At 68.6% G+C, this 15,983-nt stretch carries 14 protein-coding genes and 1 tRNA gene; 3 read left to right on the top strand and 12 right to left on the bottom strand.

All coding sequences use genetic code 11. The features are described from left to right. Nucleotides 1-7 precede the first annotated feature (7 nt). From ACTIL2_RS03425 to ACTIL2_RS03390, 8 genes are read right to left on the bottom strand one after another with little or no spacing between them, the layout of a single operon-like run. Complete coding sequence (locus ACTIL2_RS03425) at nucleotides 8-1,372, bottom strand: TIGR01777 family oxidoreductase (RefSeq protein WP_442336053.1); 1,365 nt, start codon at nucleotides 1,370-1,372, stop codon at nucleotides 8-10. Next, nucleotides 1,369-1,983, bottom strand: coding sequence for an RNA polymerase sigma factor (locus ACTIL2_RS03420; RefSeq protein ID WP_442336052.1), 615 nt, complete (start codon nucleotides 1,981-1,983; stop codon nucleotides 1,369-1,371). Before ACTIL2_RS03420 ends, ACTIL2_RS03425 begins: the two co-directional genes overlap by 4 nt. Further along, nucleotides 1,983-2,405, bottom strand: coding sequence for a Na+/H+ antiporter subunit G (locus ACTIL2_RS03415; RefSeq protein WP_442336051.1), 423 nt, complete (start codon nucleotides 2,403-2,405; stop codon nucleotides 1,983-1,985). Before ACTIL2_RS03415 ends, ACTIL2_RS03420 begins: the two co-directional genes overlap by 1 nt. A gap of 8 nt (nucleotides 2,406-2,413) precedes the next feature. After that, the gene (locus ACTIL2_RS03410) at nucleotides 2,414-2,692 is read right to left on the bottom strand and encodes a monovalent cation/H+ antiporter complex subunit F (RefSeq protein ID WP_442336050.1); all 279 of its coding nucleotides are present in this window, start codon (nucleotides 2,690-2,692) and stop codon (nucleotides 2,414-2,416) included. Then, nucleotides 2,689-3,861, bottom strand: a complete 1,173-nt coding sequence (locus tag ACTIL2_RS03405) for a Na+/H+ antiporter subunit E (RefSeq protein ID WP_442336049.1) — start codon at nucleotides 3,859-3,861, stop codon at nucleotides 2,689-2,691. Before ACTIL2_RS03405 ends, ACTIL2_RS03410 begins: the two co-directional genes overlap by 4 nt. After that, complete coding sequence (locus ACTIL2_RS03400; protein ID WP_442336048.1) at nucleotides 3,861-5,510, bottom strand: monovalent cation/H+ antiporter subunit D family protein; 1,650 nt, start codon at nucleotides 5,508-5,510, stop codon at nucleotides 3,861-3,863. Before ACTIL2_RS03400 ends, ACTIL2_RS03405 begins: the two co-directional genes overlap by 1 nt. After that, entirely contained in the window at nucleotides 5,510-5,938 is a 429-nt protein-coding gene (locus tag ACTIL2_RS03395) for a cation:proton antiporter subunit C (RefSeq protein WP_442336047.1), read from the bottom strand. The genes ACTIL2_RS03400 and ACTIL2_RS03395 overlap by 1 nt, the downstream gene beginning before the upstream one ends. Continuing rightward, a complete protein-coding gene (locus tag ACTIL2_RS03390) occupies nucleotides 5,935-9,060 on the bottom strand; it encodes a DUF4040 family protein (protein WP_442336046.1) in 3,126 nt (1,041 codons plus the stop codon). The genes ACTIL2_RS03395 and ACTIL2_RS03390 overlap by 4 nt, the downstream gene beginning before the upstream one ends. 158 nt (nucleotides 9,061-9,218) lie before the next feature. On the opposite strand from ACTIL2_RS03390, the gene ACTIL2_RS03385 reads away from it, so the two are divergent. Together ACTIL2_RS03385 and ACTIL2_RS03380 are read left to right on the top strand one after the other, a co-directional pair. Beyond that, nucleotides 9,219-10,073, top strand: coding sequence for an aldo/keto reductase (locus ACTIL2_RS03385; protein ID WP_442336045.1), 855 nt, complete (start codon nucleotides 9,219-9,221; stop codon nucleotides 10,071-10,073). Between the two features lie 28 nt (nucleotides 10,074-10,101). Next, nucleotides 10,102-10,770 carry a response regulator transcription factor gene (locus ACTIL2_RS03380; protein ID WP_442336044.1) on the top strand — a complete coding sequence of 223 codons (669 nt, stop codon included), beginning with the start codon at nucleotides 10,102-10,104 and terminating at the stop codon, nucleotides 10,768-10,770. A 97-nt stretch (nucleotides 10,771-10,867) separates the two neighbouring features. Here ACTIL2_RS03380 and ACTIL2_RS03375 read toward each other — a convergent pair whose 3' ends face one another. Then, nucleotides 10,868-11,050: a hypothetical protein gene (locus ACTIL2_RS03375; RefSeq protein ID WP_442336043.1), complete on the bottom strand. Its 183-nt coding sequence runs from the start codon at nucleotides 11,048-11,050 to the stop codon at nucleotides 10,868-10,870. Between the two features lie 101 nt (nucleotides 11,051-11,151). On the opposite strand from ACTIL2_RS03375, the gene ACTIL2_RS03370 reads away from it, so the two are divergent. Further along, nucleotides 11,152-12,435 (top strand): phospholipase D-like domain-containing protein, encoded by a 1,284-nt coding sequence (locus tag ACTIL2_RS03370; RefSeq protein WP_442336042.1) that lies wholly within the window; start codon nucleotides 11,152-11,154, stop codon nucleotides 12,433-12,435. A gap of 54 nt (nucleotides 12,436-12,489) precedes the next feature. On the opposite strand, the gene ACTIL2_RS03365 is transcribed toward ACTIL2_RS03370, so the two are convergent. From ACTIL2_RS03365 to ACTIL2_RS03355, 3 genes are all read right to left on the bottom strand, one after another. After that, a tRNA-Pro gene (locus tag ACTIL2_RS03365) sits at nucleotides 12,490-12,563 on the bottom strand. A gap of 107 nt (nucleotides 12,564-12,670) precedes the next feature. Beyond that, nucleotides 12,671-13,576, bottom strand: coding sequence for a metallophosphoesterase (locus tag ACTIL2_RS03360; RefSeq protein WP_442336092.1), 906 nt, complete (start codon nucleotides 13,574-13,576; stop codon nucleotides 12,671-12,673). Nucleotides 13,577-13,721: 145 nt separating this feature from the next. Then, entirely contained in the window at nucleotides 13,722-15,920 is a 2,199-nt protein-coding gene (locus tag ACTIL2_RS03355; protein WP_442336041.1) for a transglycosylase domain-containing protein, read from the bottom strand. Between the last annotated feature and the right edge of the window lie 63 nt (nucleotides 15,921-15,983).

Genomic DNA, 15,983 nt, shown 5'->3' with positions numbered 1-15,983 from the left:
GGCCAGCCTACCCGCCGGACAGACCGAGTTCGTGGACCAGGGCCGTCCTGAGACGGGGGTGGCGGAAGCGGTGGTTCGCCTTCTCCAGGACACGGGGCGAGACATTCTGGTCGGCCAGGGCGAGCTCCTCGGCCCCCTGTACGCCGAGCAGCAGGGCGGGGGCCGCGGCAGGGACGGGGATGCTGGTCGGCACGCGGAACCGGAGAAGTTCGCCGAGGGTGTCGGTGAACTCCGCGTTGGTCAGCAGCTCCGGGGCCACCGCGTTGACCGGGCCGTGCAGCGTTTCCGACCCCGGCACACCGACGATGGCGCGGTGGTAGATGTCGACCAGGTCCTCCAGTGATATCCACGCGAAATGCTGGCGGCCGTTCCCCAGTACGCCGCCGCCGGCCCGGGACGATGCGGTGAGCGCGCTGAGCAGCGGTGACCCGCCACCGAGGACGATGCCGGTGCGGATGTTGACCACCCGCAGCCCCGCGTCCGCGGCGGGGGAGCAGGCGGCCTCCCAGTCGGAGACGACGCGGGCGAGGAAACCGTCCCCGGCGCCCGCCTGCTCGGTGACGCGTCCGGCGCGGGCGTGCCCGTAGAAGCCGATTGCGGAGGCGCAGACGAAGCTCCCCACGCCGTCGGTCGCCGCCGCCAGGTCGGCGAGGCGGTGGGTGGGCCCGACCCGCGAATCCCGGACCTTCGCCTTGTGTCGGTCGGTGAACCTTCCGGCGATGGAGGCCCCCGCGAGGTGGACCACCGTGTCCACCCCGCGCAGCAGTTCGGGGTCGGGGTGCCCCGGGTCCCAGATCCGGGCGTCCGGCTCATTCGGCTGGGCCGAGCGCGACAGGGGGACCACCGTGTGGCCGGTGCTGCGCAGCAGTGCGGTGAGACGGGTGCCGACCAGTCCCGTCGCGCCGGTGACGGCCACGGTGTGGCGGGGTGCCCCGTGATCCTGGTGGGAGAGGAAGGTGAGGTCCTCGGTCAGCTGGCGGTGGCGGTAGGCGAAGATGCGGTCCAGCAGCGCGGACGGTGCGGTGGTGTCCACGGAGTCGGTGAGGAGGGTGCCGTCCTGCGCGGTGTCCGTGGCAGGGGCATCGGCGAGGTCATGGTGGTGGCGCCACCGGGTCAGTTGCTTGACCGGTGCGTTGCTGCACTCGTCGGCGAAGTGGCTGCCCTCGCGGAAGCTGCCGGGCAGGTGCCGGGCGTCCCACCGCAGACCCGGCAACCGAAGGACGGTTGTGCCGTCACGCAACGAGGATGCCTCGCTGGCGACATGGACGTGCGCGAAACCGGGTGTGAGTCTGGTGACGGCACCGGGGCGTGTGTGCCAGTCCCAGACCTCAGGCCGTGGGAACTCGAGGTTCTGGCGGTAGGTGTGGGTCACGAGCCCCAGTGTAGGAGCGGGTCGTCCCCTGCGTCGTCGTCGCTGCTGCCCGTGCCGCGGTTCGCGTTTCCGGACGCGGCGAGCAGGTCGGCGCGGGCGCGGGCCACCCGTGAACGGATCGTCCCCACCCGGACGCCGCAGATGTCCGCGGCCTCGGCGTAGGTGTGGCCCAGGATCTGGGTGAGGATCAACGCCTCACGGCGTTCCGGCCGGAGCTGGTCCAGGAGGGCGCGGGCGTCGACCAGTTCGGCCCAGGTCTGGCTGCCGGCGGTGTCCGGTGAGCTGGTGGTGCCCGCCGCCTCCTCCCACTGCTCCGCGGACTTCCGCGGCCGGGCCATGTCGTGGCGGACGCTGTCGACCCAGGTGTGGCGGGCCAGTGCCAGGAGCCAGGTCCGGGCCGACGAGCGTGCGGCGAAGCGGGGGAGCGCACTGATCACACGCAGGTAGGTTTCCTGGGTGAGGTCGTCGGCCCGGTCCGCGTCCGCCAGATGCGCCAGCAGGCGCCAGACGTCGGCGTGGGTGGCCTCGATGAAGTCGGTGAGTGCCCGACGGTCCCCGGAGGCCGCACGCAGGGCGAGGTCCGTGACGGCTTCGTCACCGGGACGGGACATCAGTTCGTCTCCTTGGCGGGCTCGCCGCCGGACAGCGGCACGGTGTGGTCCCACAGGGTGGCGTGCAGGGCACGGCCCATCACGTAGGAGCCCACCGCCTGCACCACCAGCAGGGCGAACACGGCGACGATGGCGCGGATGAAGTATCCGGGGACGAAACCCTCCAGCGCCCAGGAATGCACCAGGTCCGCGGCGACGAGCAGCGGCAGGCCCATGCCGACGGCGGGGCCGAGCATGTTGACCTGGCTCAGTGCGTCCGGGGCGAGGTACATGGCCACCGCCGGGACCATGATGTAGAGGGCGCCGACGAGTGCCAGGACGCCGGCGATGATGGCCGGGACCCAGCCGATTTCGTTGGTCTCGAGGACCTGGCCGCCCTCGGCCGCCAGGAGGGTCACTGAGGATGATGCGGGAATGGTCATTGCGGCTCCTACCTCCGTCCACGGGTGATGACACGGGCGAACGCCATGGTGCTGATCGCACCACCGAGTCCCGCGATGAGCACGACGTCATAGGTGATCGACGAATTGACGAACAGGCTGTACACCAGGAAGCCGGCGACAACGGTCAGGAAGATCATGTCGGCGAGGACGGCCCGGCGGGCGTCATTGCGGGTCGAGACCGCACGCCAGAGCACGAGGGTCAGGGACACCGCGACGATCGCGCCGGCCGCGCCGGCGAAGATCCACAGCAGTTGGGTCGGAGTCACTTCGTTCCGTCCTCTCCCTTGTCGTCCCCGGTGGGGGTCTCCGTGTCCTTCTTCGGCGCCGGAGTGTCCTTGGCTGGGGTGTCCTTGCCGGTGCTGTCCTTGGCGGCATCACCGGTGGGGTGCTCCGTCTTCGGACGCTTCGCCAGGGGAGTCCCCTTCGCGCCGCTGAGGTTGAGGTTCGGCTGCGGCAGCCGTGACCGGACCTCGAGGGCGTTGACCAGGGAGGCGATGGGGGACGTCCGGCGGCCCGACTTGGCGGCCGACGACCCGCCGGCGACACCGGCGCCAGCGGCACCGGAGTCCGCCAGTGCCGACACCCCGCCCTCGGAGTGGGGTGCCACCCGCTGGCTGTCCAGTCCTTCGTCGTCGTCCGACTCATCGTCGTCGAGGGTCAGTGGCGGCGGGCTGAGCTCCTCGGCGAGCTTGCGCCGGCGACGCTCCTCCTCCTTCAGGGCGAGCCTGCGGCGCTCCTCCGCGGCCTTGCGTGCGTGCTCCCTGGCGATCTTCTCGCGCTGTTCGCGGGAGAGCCCCTCCAGGTCGTTTTCGTCCAGCTTGTCCTCCTGGCGCATGATCGCCGCGACGAACGCGGCGGCATGCGGTGTGGAGTCGACCTTCTCGATGTCGAAGACACCATCGTCGCTGGCACGGCCACCACGGTTCCCACGGTAACCGCGGGGGCCGGGGACGCCACGCTCCACGAGGTGCTCCACGTCGAACTCGATCTTGCGCTTGCGCACGGCGGGAACGAGCTTGCCCTCCATCACCGCCAGCGAGTGGAGGAGCTCCTGCGGGTCGGCACCGTACATCGCGTGCACCGCCAGGAAGCGCTGGACGCGGGTCAGGCCGTGGGTGCGGAACTCGGAGGTGGCGACGGACGCGGCGTCCTGCAGGTTCCGCTTGCCGGCGGCGGCGTCCTCGTCGACCTCCTTGGGGCCGGTCACACCCAGGGCGAGGGTGCCCGGGGTGATGGTGATCGACGCGATGAACGCGGCGATGTCCCGCTCGCGGGTGAGCCGCAGCGGGTAGTAGATCATCACCGGTGCGATGTGCCGACCGGTGGTGAAGGTGTCGAACGCCATGATGGTGGATTCCTTGATGATCTGGCCGATCAACCACACCACGTAGACGATCACGTGCCAGACCCGGCGCACTCCGTCCTTCAGGCCCATCACTGCCCACCTCCATCGGTTTCCTCGGTTGCCCCCACGGTAGTCGCGTGGTCCATTCCGTACTCGTCGGAGGGGAGTACGACGCCCACCGACTCGTACGGATCACCGAGGACGGCGTGCACGTAGGCGGTGGTGTCGGTGAGTGACGCCGCAGCGTCCCCGGTGACCTGGGTCATTGGCCCGATGAAGAGGAACATGCCCAGGCTCAGCACCATCATTGTGGCGCTGGGCAGGGTCAGCGGGACGCTGACGGCGAGGGACGGGTCCATGTCCTGCTTGTCCATCGGCTTGCCCCAGAAGCACTTGCGCCACACGTGGAGCATGCTGAGCAGCGCGCCGACCGAGGCGATGACCACCGCTCCGACACCGATCCAGGCCAGCCAGCCGGAGTCCCGGACCATGGCGAAGATCAGCATCAGCTTGCCCCACAACCCGGAGAACGGGGGGAAGCCGATCAGTGACAGCGCGGCTGCGGCGAAAACCGTGGAGACCAGCGGGTCCCGGCGCATCAGGCCGGAGAGCCGGCGCAGGCGTCCGGTGCCGTAGGTCTCCTCGACCGCGCCGGCCGCCATGATCATGCCGGCGGCGGTGATCATGTGGTGGAGCATGTAGAAGATGGCGGCGGACAGCATCAGCTCGGCGCTGCCGCCGAGGAAGGCCAGGGCGACGAGGATGAAGGGGATGCCGTTGACCATCTGGTAGGCGATCACACCGCGCAGGGTGGTCTCGCCGAGCGCGGCGTAACCGCCGATCAGCATGCCGATCACGGCGAAGACCAGGATGGTCACGGCCCACCGCTGGTCACCCTCGAAGATGGTCATGAACACCCGCAGTATCGCGTAGACCCCGACCTTGGTGTGCAGCCCGGAGAACAGTGCCATCACCGACGGTGAGGTCGACCCGTAGGCGCGCGGCAGCCAGGTGTGCACCGGTGCCGCACCGGACTTCACCGCCAAGGCGATCAGTACGATGCCCAGTGCCAGCCACAACTGCCACTGGGTGCCGTGGATGCCGTCGGCGAATCCGCCCTCGGCCCGTGGGCCCGCGGCCCCGGCGAGGGCGGCGATGTTGGTGGTGCCGACGACGGCGTAGATGAGCCCGACACCGGATAGCAGGGTGAGTGAGGTGACCAGGTTGACCAGGATGAACGTGCGGCCCGCGGCCAGCCGGGCCCAGGTTCCGGTCATGGCGAGCAGTCCGAAGGACGGCATCAGCATGACCTCGATGAACACGAAGAGGTTGAAGAGGTCGGCGGTCAGGAACGCGCCCCACACACCGGTCAGCAGCATCAGGGTCATCGCCGGGTAGAACCGGGAGCGGGATTCACCGACGGTGTCCGCGAACCAGTTGGCGACGAAGGCGACGATGGAGGTCGTCACGATCATCACGGCGGACAGGGCGTCCGCGGCGAGGGGAATGGAGACGCCGCCGATGAAGTCACCGATGTTGTGCGCGATGACGGTCGTTTCCCCACCGCCGATCACCTGGGTGAGCAGCAGGACGCCACCGACACCGCCGGCGGCGGGGACGGCGAGGCCGAGGAGGCGGCGGGGGAGTTCCCAGGGCAGGAAGGCCGCGATGCCGGAGGCGAACAGCGGCACCACCACGAACAGCGCGAGGAGGGCTCCGAGGGTGTCGGGGGACGTCATCAGTAGTCCTCCTCTCTCTCGCGGCGACGCTGGGCCTGCGGCGAGTCCTGGTCGATGTGGTGGGCGGAACGGCGTCCGACGGTGTCGAGCGATCGGAACTCGCGGCGGGCGCGCTCGACGTCCTCACCCGAGCGGGTGTCATCGTCTCGTCCGAGGGCGGCGAGGGCGAGCATCACCGCGGTGGCGGCCATCGAGATGACGATGGCGGTCAGGACGAAGGCCTGGGGCAGGGGGTCGGCGGAGTCCTCGGGCAGTGTGCGGTCGGCCAGGGGGTCGCCCCGCCAGGCGCCGATCCCCGCGGCGAGCAGGAGCAGATTGACCCCGTGGCTCATCAGCGTTGTCCCGATGATCACGCGGACCATGCCGCGTTGCATCACCATGTAGACGCCGGCAGCGACGAGGAGGGCGATGATTGCCGCGATGATCACTGGTTGTCACCGTCCTTCCCGTCGTTGTTGTTCTTCTTCTTGTCGTTCTTGTCGCTGTTCCGGCGTTCCTCTGCAATGGCGGAGGGGTTGAGCGGTACGGCTGATCCACCGGCGGTGATGGCGATACTGGAGTCGGCCACCGCCTGGAGTTCCGGACGGTTCGTCATCGGTCTGGGCGTTTCGACCGGGCTGGGTTTCAGCAGGGTCCCGGGTGCGGCACCCGGCCGGTCGCGCCCGCCCAGCGTGCTGACGACGATGGTGACCGTGCCGATCACGGCGAGGTACACACCTCCGTCGAAGAACAGCGAGGAGCTGAAGTGGATGTTGCCGATGTAGAAGTGGATCGGAGCCAGGAAGCTCCCCTCCGCGAAGCCGGCGATGCCGGTGACCAGCGCCAGGACGATTCCGCCGCCGACCAGCTGGTAGCCCAGGTCCTTGCGGCCGATCCGGCGGGCGGAGGGCTGCACGAGGTACCAGAACACCAGCCCCAGGGCCAGCATCAGCGCGGCGAGGAATCCGCCGCCCGGTGCCTGGTGGCCGCGGTAGAAGGTCACCGCGGAGTACACGACCAGGATGCCCAGCATCGGCCAGACGACGGTACGGCCCAGGATCGAGTTCAGGTGGGTGCTGCGCAGGTACTTCGAGTAGAAGGGGGCCAGTTCCGGGATCTTGTGCACGTCCGGGAACTTGGTGGACCCCTCCTTGCGGAAGAGTTCGGCGGTGGAGCCGGGGCCGTAGCCGGGGACCGGCGACTTCGGGACGGAGGCCACGATCGCCGCGATAACGATCCCGGCCATGCCCAGCACCGACAGCTCGCCGAGGGTATCCAGTGCACGGAACTCCACGAGGATGGTCGCCACGATGTTGTTCGCCCCGGAGACCTCCGGTGACTCGGTGATGTACCACTCGGCGAGCTCGGGGCGGGGGTGGCGTCCGACCAGCAGCCAGACCCCGACGAAGACGACCAGCCCGACCATCGCCGCCAGGGTGACGGCGAACTTCGTGCGGTTCTCGCCCTCCTTGAGGTACAGGCGGGGCTGGTGGCGGACGACGAGCATGAGGAACACGGTGACGATGAACTCGACCATCAGGTTCGTCAGGGCGACGTCCGGCGCACCCAGGGTGAGCATGATCCAGGAGACGCCCACGCCGGCGACACCGACCAGGACGACGGAGCCGAGCCGGGACCGGGTCGAGATGATCGCCATGGTGACCAGGAACATGATCAGCAGCCCGGCGACGTCGCCGATGTTGTCGATACCGTGCTCGCGCGGCGGCAGGGCACCCATGTGCTCCAGGCCGCCCGGGCCGAAGAACGCGGCGATGGTGAGAACCAGGATCATCGCGAAGATCCACAGCAGGTGGCTGTTCGGGCTCAGAGTGTTGCCCAGGCGGCTGACCAGGCGTCCCCACCGGTTGGCCAGGCGCATCGAGAAGGCGATGAGTTCGTTGCCCGTGAAGGGGAACAGACGGTGGTCCTCGAGCCAGTCCGCCAGGGGCTGGCGCCGCGCCAGCAGCAGGCAGCCGACCACGATCGCGCCGACCGTGATGTAGAGCGGAATCCCGAAACCGTGCCAGAGGGCCAGGTGCGAGTGCGACTCCCCGGCCCCGATCGAGCCGACGACCGCGTCGAGCGGGGTGTCGGCGAACGAGAGGAAGGCCACGACGGGGAGGGACAGGACGCCGGGGATCGCGGCGGGGAGCCAGAAGGAGACGCCCGCCTCGGTGACGTCTTTGGCGTCGGGGCGGTCGGCGGTGCCGGAGCCGCCGGCGGCGTCACTGGCGGACCCGCTGTCGATGAAGGCCCCGATGAGGTACTTCGCGGAGTACATGAAGGTCGCCAGGGCGCCCAGGGCGGCGACGATGAGCAGGACGATTTCCCAGCCCGCCATCAGCGGAGACTCGGTGAAGGATTCGAGCATCCCCTCCTTGGACACGAAGCCCAGGGTCGGCGGGATCCCGGCCATGCAGGCCACGGAGATGGCGGCGGCCCCGAACGTCCACGGCATACGGCGCCAGATCGAGCCGAGCTCGCGGATGTCGCGTGTGCCGGTCTGGTGGTCGACGACGCCGATGATCATGAACAGCGAGGACTTGAACATCGCATGGGCGGCGGTGTGGACCACCGCTGCGGCCAGGGCGAACGGGGTCCCGATGCCGATGGTGGCCACGATCCAGCCCAGCTGGGAGACCGTGGAGTAGGCCGTGAGCCGCTTCAGGTCCGTCTGCTGGAAGGCGAAGACCGCGGCCATCACCGCGGTCGCCATGCCGGCGATGATCAGCAGCAGGTTCCACACCAGCACATCGGAGAAGATCCCCGAGAACCGGAGCAGCACGTAGATACCGGCCTTGACCACCGCGGCGGCGTGCAGGAACGCGGAGACCGGGGTGACGGCGGCCATGGCCCCGGGCAGCCAGACGTGGAAAGGCAGCTGCGCGGCCTTGGAGAAGCCACCGATCGCGACGAGTACCGCGACGATGCCGGTGAGGGTGCCGTTTTGTGCCCAGACGTCACTGGCGATGATCTCCGAGAGGTTCGTTGTGCCCGTGGACATGACCGCGATGCCCAGGGCGACCAGCAGGCTCAGGCCGCCGGTGAAGGTGAGGAGCAGGGTGCGCACCGCACCGGGTTCGCCGGTGTGGCCTGCGCGGGCGATGAGGAAGAACGAGGCCAGCGAGACGAGCTCCCAGCCGATGAACATCAGGGTGACGTCATCGGCGAGGAACAGCAGGACCACGGAGAACATGAACGCCGTCATCAGGACGTAGAAGTTCATGATGTGTTCGCCGCGGTGCAGGTAGCTGGCCGAGTACGCGAACACCGCCGCACCGATCAGCAGGGCGAGCAGGGTGAAGAACAGGCCGAGGCCGTCCATCCGCAGGGCGAACTCGACGTCCCCGCCCGACCCGTCACCGCCGGGCACGATGCCTTCCAGCCAGGTGGCGGAGAACGTCGCGTCCTGCCCGTCGACGATGTCGCCGGCGTGGGACAGGACGTAGGCGGCGAGCGCCAGGAACACGGCGGCGAGCGGCCAGCCGGTGTTTCGGTCGAGTACCTTGACCAGGACCGGGGTCAGTGCGAGGGCTATGGCGAGCACCACTGGAACGACGATCAGGGCCACGGTCTCACCAACACCTCACATTTGTCCTGGGACTGTACTTCACAGAGCGCAGATGGTGAACGGCATTCAACCAAAAACGACCTCTAGCAACGTGACCTACTTTAACAGGCGTCACCGACACGGGTACGGCCAGGTCTGATGGGGTTACGATTGGACACATGACTGAAACTCCCGAACAACAGAACCCGTCACGACACAGCCTGGAGCTCCCGCCGATCGGATTCGGCACCTACAAACTCCGCGGTGAAGAGGGGCGCGACGCCGTCTCCAGCGCGATTGACCTCGGCTACCGTCTGATCGACTCGGCCTACAACTACGAGAACGAGGGGAGCGTCGGCGCCGGTATCCGGGCCGCCGTGGACGCCGGGACGGTCTCCCGCGCGGAGATCACCTACACCAGCAAGCTCCCCGGCCGCTACCACGAGCGCGACAAGGCGCTGGAGGCCGTCGCAGAATCCTACTTCCGCAGCGGGATCGGCGCGATCGACCTCTACCTGATCCACTGGCCCAACCCGGAGCAGGGGCACTACGTGGAGGCGTGGCGTGCGCTGATCGAGGCCCGCGAACGTGGGCTGGTCAAGCACATCGGCGTCTGCAACTTTGTGCCGGAGCACCTGGAGACGCTGGAACGCGAGACCGGCGAACTTCCCGTGGTCAACCAGATCGAGCTGCACCCGTCGTTCCCGCAGACCGATGCCCTGGCATGGGATGCGGAGCGCGGCATCACGACCGAGGGGTGGAGTCCGCTGGGCCGGGGTGCGTCGTTGGACGCCGCCCCGGTGAAGGACGCCGCCCGCGCGCACGGCGCGACCCCTGGCCAGGTCGTCCTCGCCTGGCACCGTGCGCTGGGCTCGCTGGCGATCCCCAAGGCCTCCGGCCGTGCGCGCCAGCAGGAGAACCTCGAGTCCCTGCAGCTCACGCTCAGCGAGGACGAGATTGCCGCGATCAGTGCCCTGGGACGCCCGGACGGTCGGCTGAATGGGCAGGACCCCGCCACCTACGAGGAGTTCTAGGCCCGTCGCAGCGGGTATGGTCATGAGCGTGACCCTCCCGACGCCCCGCCCCCTCCGCCTCCGTCTCCTCAACGACTTCGAGGTCGTCGTTGAGGGGCTCAGATCCATGCTGCTGCCGTTCTCCGACCGGATCCGGATCGTTGAGACGGACGTGAACGACACGGCTGACCGGGACGCCGACCTCACCCTCTACGACACCTTCGGCCTCAACCGGTCCGACGAGGGGGAGATCGATGACGCGCTCCGGGACATCAACGCCGGACATGTGGTCGTCTACACATGGAACATGCACCCGGAGCTGGTGGGTTCCGCCTTGGACAAGGGGTGCCGCGGCTACCTCGACAAGTCAATGCCGGCGACGGCGCTGGTGGAGTCTCTGGAGGCGATCCACCGGGGGGAGACCGTCGTATCCGGGGAGTCGGAGGTGTCCGGCTCCGCCGGTGACACGGGGGCGGCGGAGCAGCCCGCCTGGCCCGGCCAGGACGAGGGGCTGACGGCACGTGAAGCGGAGATCATCGCGCAGGTGACCCGCGGGCTGACGAACGTGGAGATCGCAGCACTGAACTTCATCACGATCAACACCGTGAAATCGCGGATCCGCTCCGCCTACCGCAAGATGGGTGTCGAACGTCGACCGCAGGCCGTGCGGTGGGGGATGGAGCACGGCATGACGCCCGCGGTCGCGCAGAAGGAGTAGCTGCTTCCCCGTGGTCCCTCGGGTGATCAGCCCCACGGTCCACAGCAGAACCACCGCGCCGATGAGGCAGGTGAGGATGGGTGCTGCGGAAGCTATGTCATTCCCCAGTCGTGTCGGCCACCCGGTCGGTGACTGCGGGATTGCGGGTGGCGTCCTGTGAGCTTGTGGCCACAGCGGCAAGTTCGAGCGATCGCAGCGCGTTGACTTGCGCGAACCGGGCCCGGGAATAGTGGAGGTCCGGGGCGCCGGTGGGCGCGGTGCCTGGCGTGCGGATCGACATGGTGTCGAAGCTATAGGAGACGGCGCACCCCGGGAAACACCCTTGGGGGTGCACGGTGAAACCCACCGGTGAGGTGGGCGACACGGACTACTATCAGGGGGATGAGAATCCCGTCCCCGAGAAGTCCCGCGTCCAGACTGACCCGACAGAAGCGCCCGAGGCGGTCCGTGGTCGCCTACGGCGCCCTCGCCGCCGGCGGGGCCACCGCCCTCGCCGCCGCAGCCGCCCTGCCCGCACTGACGGTCGACCTGGTGAAACGCCGGTCGCGCAGTGAGCGTCCGGCGCCGAGCCCGGGGACGTTCTCGGCGACGGTGGGGGAGTCGGACCTGACGATCTACACCGACGGTGGCACCCTCTACGGTGACATGCTGGCCACCATCGGTGCCGCGACCGACGAGGTCATCATGCAGAACTACATGTGGAAGAATGACGAGGTTGGGGCCCAGTTCATTGAGGCGTTGAACGGCGCGGCCGATCGTGGCGTCGAGGTCTACGTCATCTACGACGGGGTGGGCAACGCCGTCGTCCCCCGGTCCTTCTACCGCAACTTCTCGGACAAGGTCCACGTGGCGAGACTCCCCATGGTCACCCGGAAACTCTGGAACGCTCCGTTGCGCACGACCGGGCTCAGCCATGCGAAGGTCCTGGTCGCCGACGGGGGCGTGGGGTTCGTCGGCGGGTACAACATCGGTTCCCTGTTCGCGGAGCACTGGCGTGACACGCACATCCGGGAGGTGGGCCCGGGCGTGTGGGGGCTGCGCAATGCAGTGGCCCGGGTGTGGAACCTGAAATGGCCGGACGGTGGCGATATCCCGTGGACAGCCCCGGACGACTGGGCCTCGGACATCCGGGTCGTGGCGAACCTGCCGGTGCAGCTGGTCTACCCGCTGCGCACGATGTACCTGAACGCCATCGAGCGGGCCAGGGACCGCATCTGGATCAACACGCCCTATTTCATCCCCGACCAGCAGATCCTGCAGGCCCTGCTGCGGGCGGCAGGACGCGGCGTGGACGTCCGTCTGATGGTGCCCAAGGAATCCAACCATGTCCTCGCGGACTGGGTCAGCCGCGGGTTCTACGGCGAGCTCATCGACGGGGGAGTGAAGATCCTGCTGTTCACCGCGAGCATGATCCACGCGAAGACAGCGACGATCGACGGGGAATGGTCGACGGTCGGGAGCTGCAACATCGACCGGCTGTCCCTGACCTTCAATTACGAGACCAACACGGAGATCATCGACCGTGACTTCGCCTCCAGGATGGAGGAGGTCTTTCTGGCGGATTCGGAGCACTGCGAGCCGGTGAACTCCACTGCATGGCGTGACGAGCACCCCATGGCACGCATTGCGGAGGTGGCACTGCGCCCGCTGCGCTCGGTGCTGTGACTCGAAAACACCCTCCCACCTTAACTAGCAGGTGGGAGGGTGTTTCTCTGGCTGTCGGGGTAGCGGGATTTGAACCCACGACCTCTTCGTCCCGAACGAAGCGCGCTGCCAAGCTGCGCCATACCCCGGTCTGGAACGGCACGCGTGATCCCGGACGGAATCTCCCGTGTCGCAACAGGTATGCACTATAGACCGGATTCGATGGCCAGGGCAAAACAGCTGGACAACAGCCTGCTCAGTGGTCGCGCTCGACCACGTGCACCAGGGTTGCCGACGGACGGCAGAACAGGCGGAACGGGACGTACTTCGACGTCCCGAGGCCGTTGGAGACGTGCAGCCACATCCGCTCCGACCACCGCGACAGGCCGGACACCCGGGAGCGGTCGATTCCGCAGTTGGTGACGATCGCACGTCCACCGGGCAGACAGAGCTGACCGCCGTGGGTGTGCCCCGCCATGGCCAGCTGGTACCCGTCCGCCGCGAACTCGTCGAGGACCCGTGGCTCCGGGGAGTGCGCCAGTCCGATGGCGAGGTCGGCGTCCGGGTTCGGGGGGCCGCCGAGGGAGTCGTAGTCGTCCCGGTCGAGATGGGGGTCGTCGACGCCACCGACGGCGAGCTTGAGTCTGCCCACGGCGAAGTCGACGCGGCGGTGGGTGGCGTCCTCCCAGCCGTGCTCGATGAAGGCCGCACGCATCCCCCGCCACGGCAGTTCGACCTCGCTGGGCTTGTTCCGCTTGCCCACCAGGTAGTTGACGGGGTTCACCGGGCGGGGGGCGTAGTAGTCGTTGCTGCCGAAGATGAAGACCCCGGGGCGGCGGAGCAGCGGGCCGAGTGCCTGCAGTACGGAGGGGACGGCCTGTTCCTCGCCGAGATTGTCGCCGGTGTTCACCACCAGGTCCGGGTCGAGGGCGTCCAGGGAGGCCACCCAGTTCTGCTTCAGCTTCTGGTTGGCGAGCATGTGCAGGTCGGAAACGTGCAGGATCCGGAAACCGTCCCGGTCGCCGTCGTCGAGGGTCCCGGGTTCCAGGACAGGGAGGGTCACTTCGTGGAGGACGAAGGCACGCGTCTCAACGAGGGCACCTGCGGCGGTCGCCAGACCGGTTGCGGTCGCCAGCCCGGCGGCACGGCCGAGGGCGGGCAGGACGCCGGGGCGTCGGGACCGGGTGGCGTGGCCGGGGGAACCGGGGACTGGCGTCTCTGACGGGTCTGAGGTGTCGGGTCTGCGGCGGTTGATCACACCGGCCAGTGTAGCGACGCCGTGGACCAGCACCGGGCCGAACCCGTGATCAGTCGAACTCGTCGAGGTTCATGTCCCAGTTCTGTGAGTCGTAGCCGTTGGGCTCCGGCTCATTGGCGGTGCCCGCGTTGGGCGGGTTGCCGGTGCCGCCGGGGCTCGTGCTGTCCCGGTAGCGTCCCGGGTCCCCACGGTCGAAGTCGCGGTTGTAGCGGGGCAGTCCGGGGCCGCCGTAGCGTCCGATGATGTCGTTGGCGGTGTTGAAGAACGCCCGGGCGGGCTCATTGCCGCCGAAGAGGTTCCCCTCCCCGCACTGGCGCAGTGGGGAGCTGCACAGGGGGGAGGTCTGGGAGCCGTCGTTGAAGGCGTAGGTCGCGCCGGCCAGCCCTGGCGTGAACCCCAGGAAGGCGCCGGAGAGGCTGGTCTCGGTGGTACCGGTCTTCGCGGCGACGGGCCCGCCCCAGCCGGAGCTGCCAGCCGCGGCGGCCGCCGTGCCGTCACTGACGTCGCCACCCATGCCGTTGGCCAGGGCATCCGCGATGCCGCGGTCGATGGCCTGCTCACAGTCCGGGGTGTCGAGGTCCACGCCCTCCCCGTCACGGTCGGTGACGGACAGGACCGGGGAGGGCTCGCACCAGCGGCCGTGGTCGGCGAGGCTGGCGGAGACATTGGCCAGTTCCAGCGGGTTGACCTGCAGGGGGCCGAGGACGAAGGAACCCATGTTGGAGTCCTTGACGAAGTCGGCCAGGGAGGTCTCCCCGTCGTAGCTGCCTTCCGCGGCGTAGGAGCGCAGCCCCAGCTTCACGGCGATGTCGGTCATCCGTTCGGTGCCGAGCTGTTCCGCGATCCGGACGAACGGGGTGTTGGGGCTGGTGGCCAGGGCCTCCCGCAGCGGCAACCGGTCCGGGTACTCGCCGGCGTTCTCCACGCAGTAGCGGTTCGGCGGGCAGCCTTCGGCACCGCCGGTGCCCATGCCCTCGACGTCGATGCGGCGGGGCACGTCCAGCACGGTGTTCAGCCCCATGCCCTCCTCCATGGCGGCGGCGGCCGCGAAGATCTTGAACACACTGCCTGCACCATTGCCTTCCGCGGAGTGGGTGACGGGCAGGACGGTCTGCCCGGAGTCCGCGTTCAGGCCGTACTCACGGGAGGATGCCATGGCGACGACCTCATGGGCGTCGTCGGTGGGGGCGATGTAGTTGGAGGAGACCGACACCCCTGGGGTGGAGGGGTCGGCCTCGTCGCGGACCGAGCGCACCGCGGCGTCCTGCGCGACGGGGTCCAGTGCCGTCTTCACGGTGTAGCCGCCGCGGGCGAGTTCCTCGGTGTCGATGCCGCTGTCGGCGAGGTACGACAGGACGTAGTCGCAGTAGTACCCGGCATTGCCGGCGCCGATGCAGCCGTTGGATACGTTGTTCGGGTTCTCGCTGACGCCCAGGGGCTCACCGGCGTACCGGTCGCGTTCGGCGGGACCGAGCGCGCCCGTGTCGGTCATGGCCGACAGGACGGCGTCGCGCCGGTCCAGGGACCCGTCCGGGTTGGAATAGGGGTCGTGCAGGGAAGTGGACTGCACCATGCCCGCGAGCATCGCGGACTGGGGAACCGTCAGCTCCGCGGCGGACGTCCCGAAGTAGGTCCGGGCGGCCGCCTCGATCCCGTAGGCCCCGTTGCCGAAGGACACGAGGTTGAGGTAGCGGGTGAGGATCTCGTCCTTGGAGTAGCGTTCCTCCAGGTCGATGGCCATCTTCATCTCGCGGAGCTTGCGGGCGGCGGAGGTCTCGGTGGCCGCGGCGCGTTCCTCGTCATCGGCGGCGTCGATGAGCAGGAGGTAGTTCTTGATGTACTGCTGGTCGATGGTGGACGCGCCCTGTTCCACGCCGCCGCTGGAGAAGTTGGCGGCCATGGCGCGGATCGTCCCGCGCACGTCAACCCCGTCGTGCTCGTAGAAACGTCGGTCCTCGATGGCGACGATGGCGTCCTTCATGGACTGGGAGATCTCGTCCTCGCCGACGGGGTAGCGGCGCTGGTCGTAGAGACGGGCCAGGACCCCACCCTCCCGGTCGGTGATGGTGGTGACCTGCGGGAGGGACTGGTTCTCGTCGATGTCCGCGAGGTCGTCGTCCACGGTGTCGGCCCCGGCGTTGACCGCCACGCCGACCCCGCCGACCAGGGGGACTACCGCCAGCGCCGTCAACACGCCGGTCACGATGACCGCGAGGATGAGGTACGCCGCGTTCCTGATGAATGTCACACGCCAAGAGTATCCGATGGGTGCGGCGGACGGGAGTCGGTCGGACGCGTCGACAATGTTCGC

It is taken from the genome of Corynebacterium sp., assembly GCF_052107835.1.
Taxonomy (GTDB): Bacteria; Actinomycetota; Actinomycetes; order Mycobacteriales; family Mycobacteriaceae; genus Corynebacterium.
This window is presented reverse-complemented; position numbering and strand designations above follow the sequence as displayed.

What these genes read in the sequence shown, in the direction of transcription:
- ACTIL2_RS03420 (WP_442336052.1), bottom strand. Translation starts at nt 1,983, where the DNA reads ATGTCCCGTCCCGGTGACGAAGCCGTCACGGACCTCGCCCTGCGTGCG.
- ACTIL2_RS03415 (WP_442336051.1), bottom strand. Translation starts at nt 2,405, where the DNA reads ATGACCATTCCCGCATCATCCTCAGTGACCCTCCTGGCGGCCGAGGGC.
- ACTIL2_RS03405 (WP_442336049.1), bottom strand. Translation starts at nt 3,861, where the DNA reads ATGGGCCTGAAGGACGGAGTGCGCCGGGTCTGGCACGTGATCGTCTAC.
- ACTIL2_RS03400 (WP_442336048.1), bottom strand. Translation starts at nt 5,510, where the DNA reads ATGACGTCCCCCGACACCCTCGGAGCCCTCCTCGCGCTGTTCGTGGTG.
- ACTIL2_RS03385 (WP_442336045.1), top strand. Translation starts at nt 9,219, where the DNA reads ATGACTGAAACTCCCGAACAACAGAACCCGTCACGACACAGCCTGGAG.
- ACTIL2_RS03375 (WP_442336043.1), bottom strand. Translation starts at nt 11,050, where the DNA reads ATGTCGATCCGCACGCCAGGCACCGCGCCCACCGGCGCCCCGGACCTC.
- ACTIL2_RS03370 (WP_442336042.1), top strand. Translation starts at nt 11,152, where the DNA reads ATGAGAATCCCGTCCCCGAGAAGTCCCGCGTCCAGACTGACCCGACAG.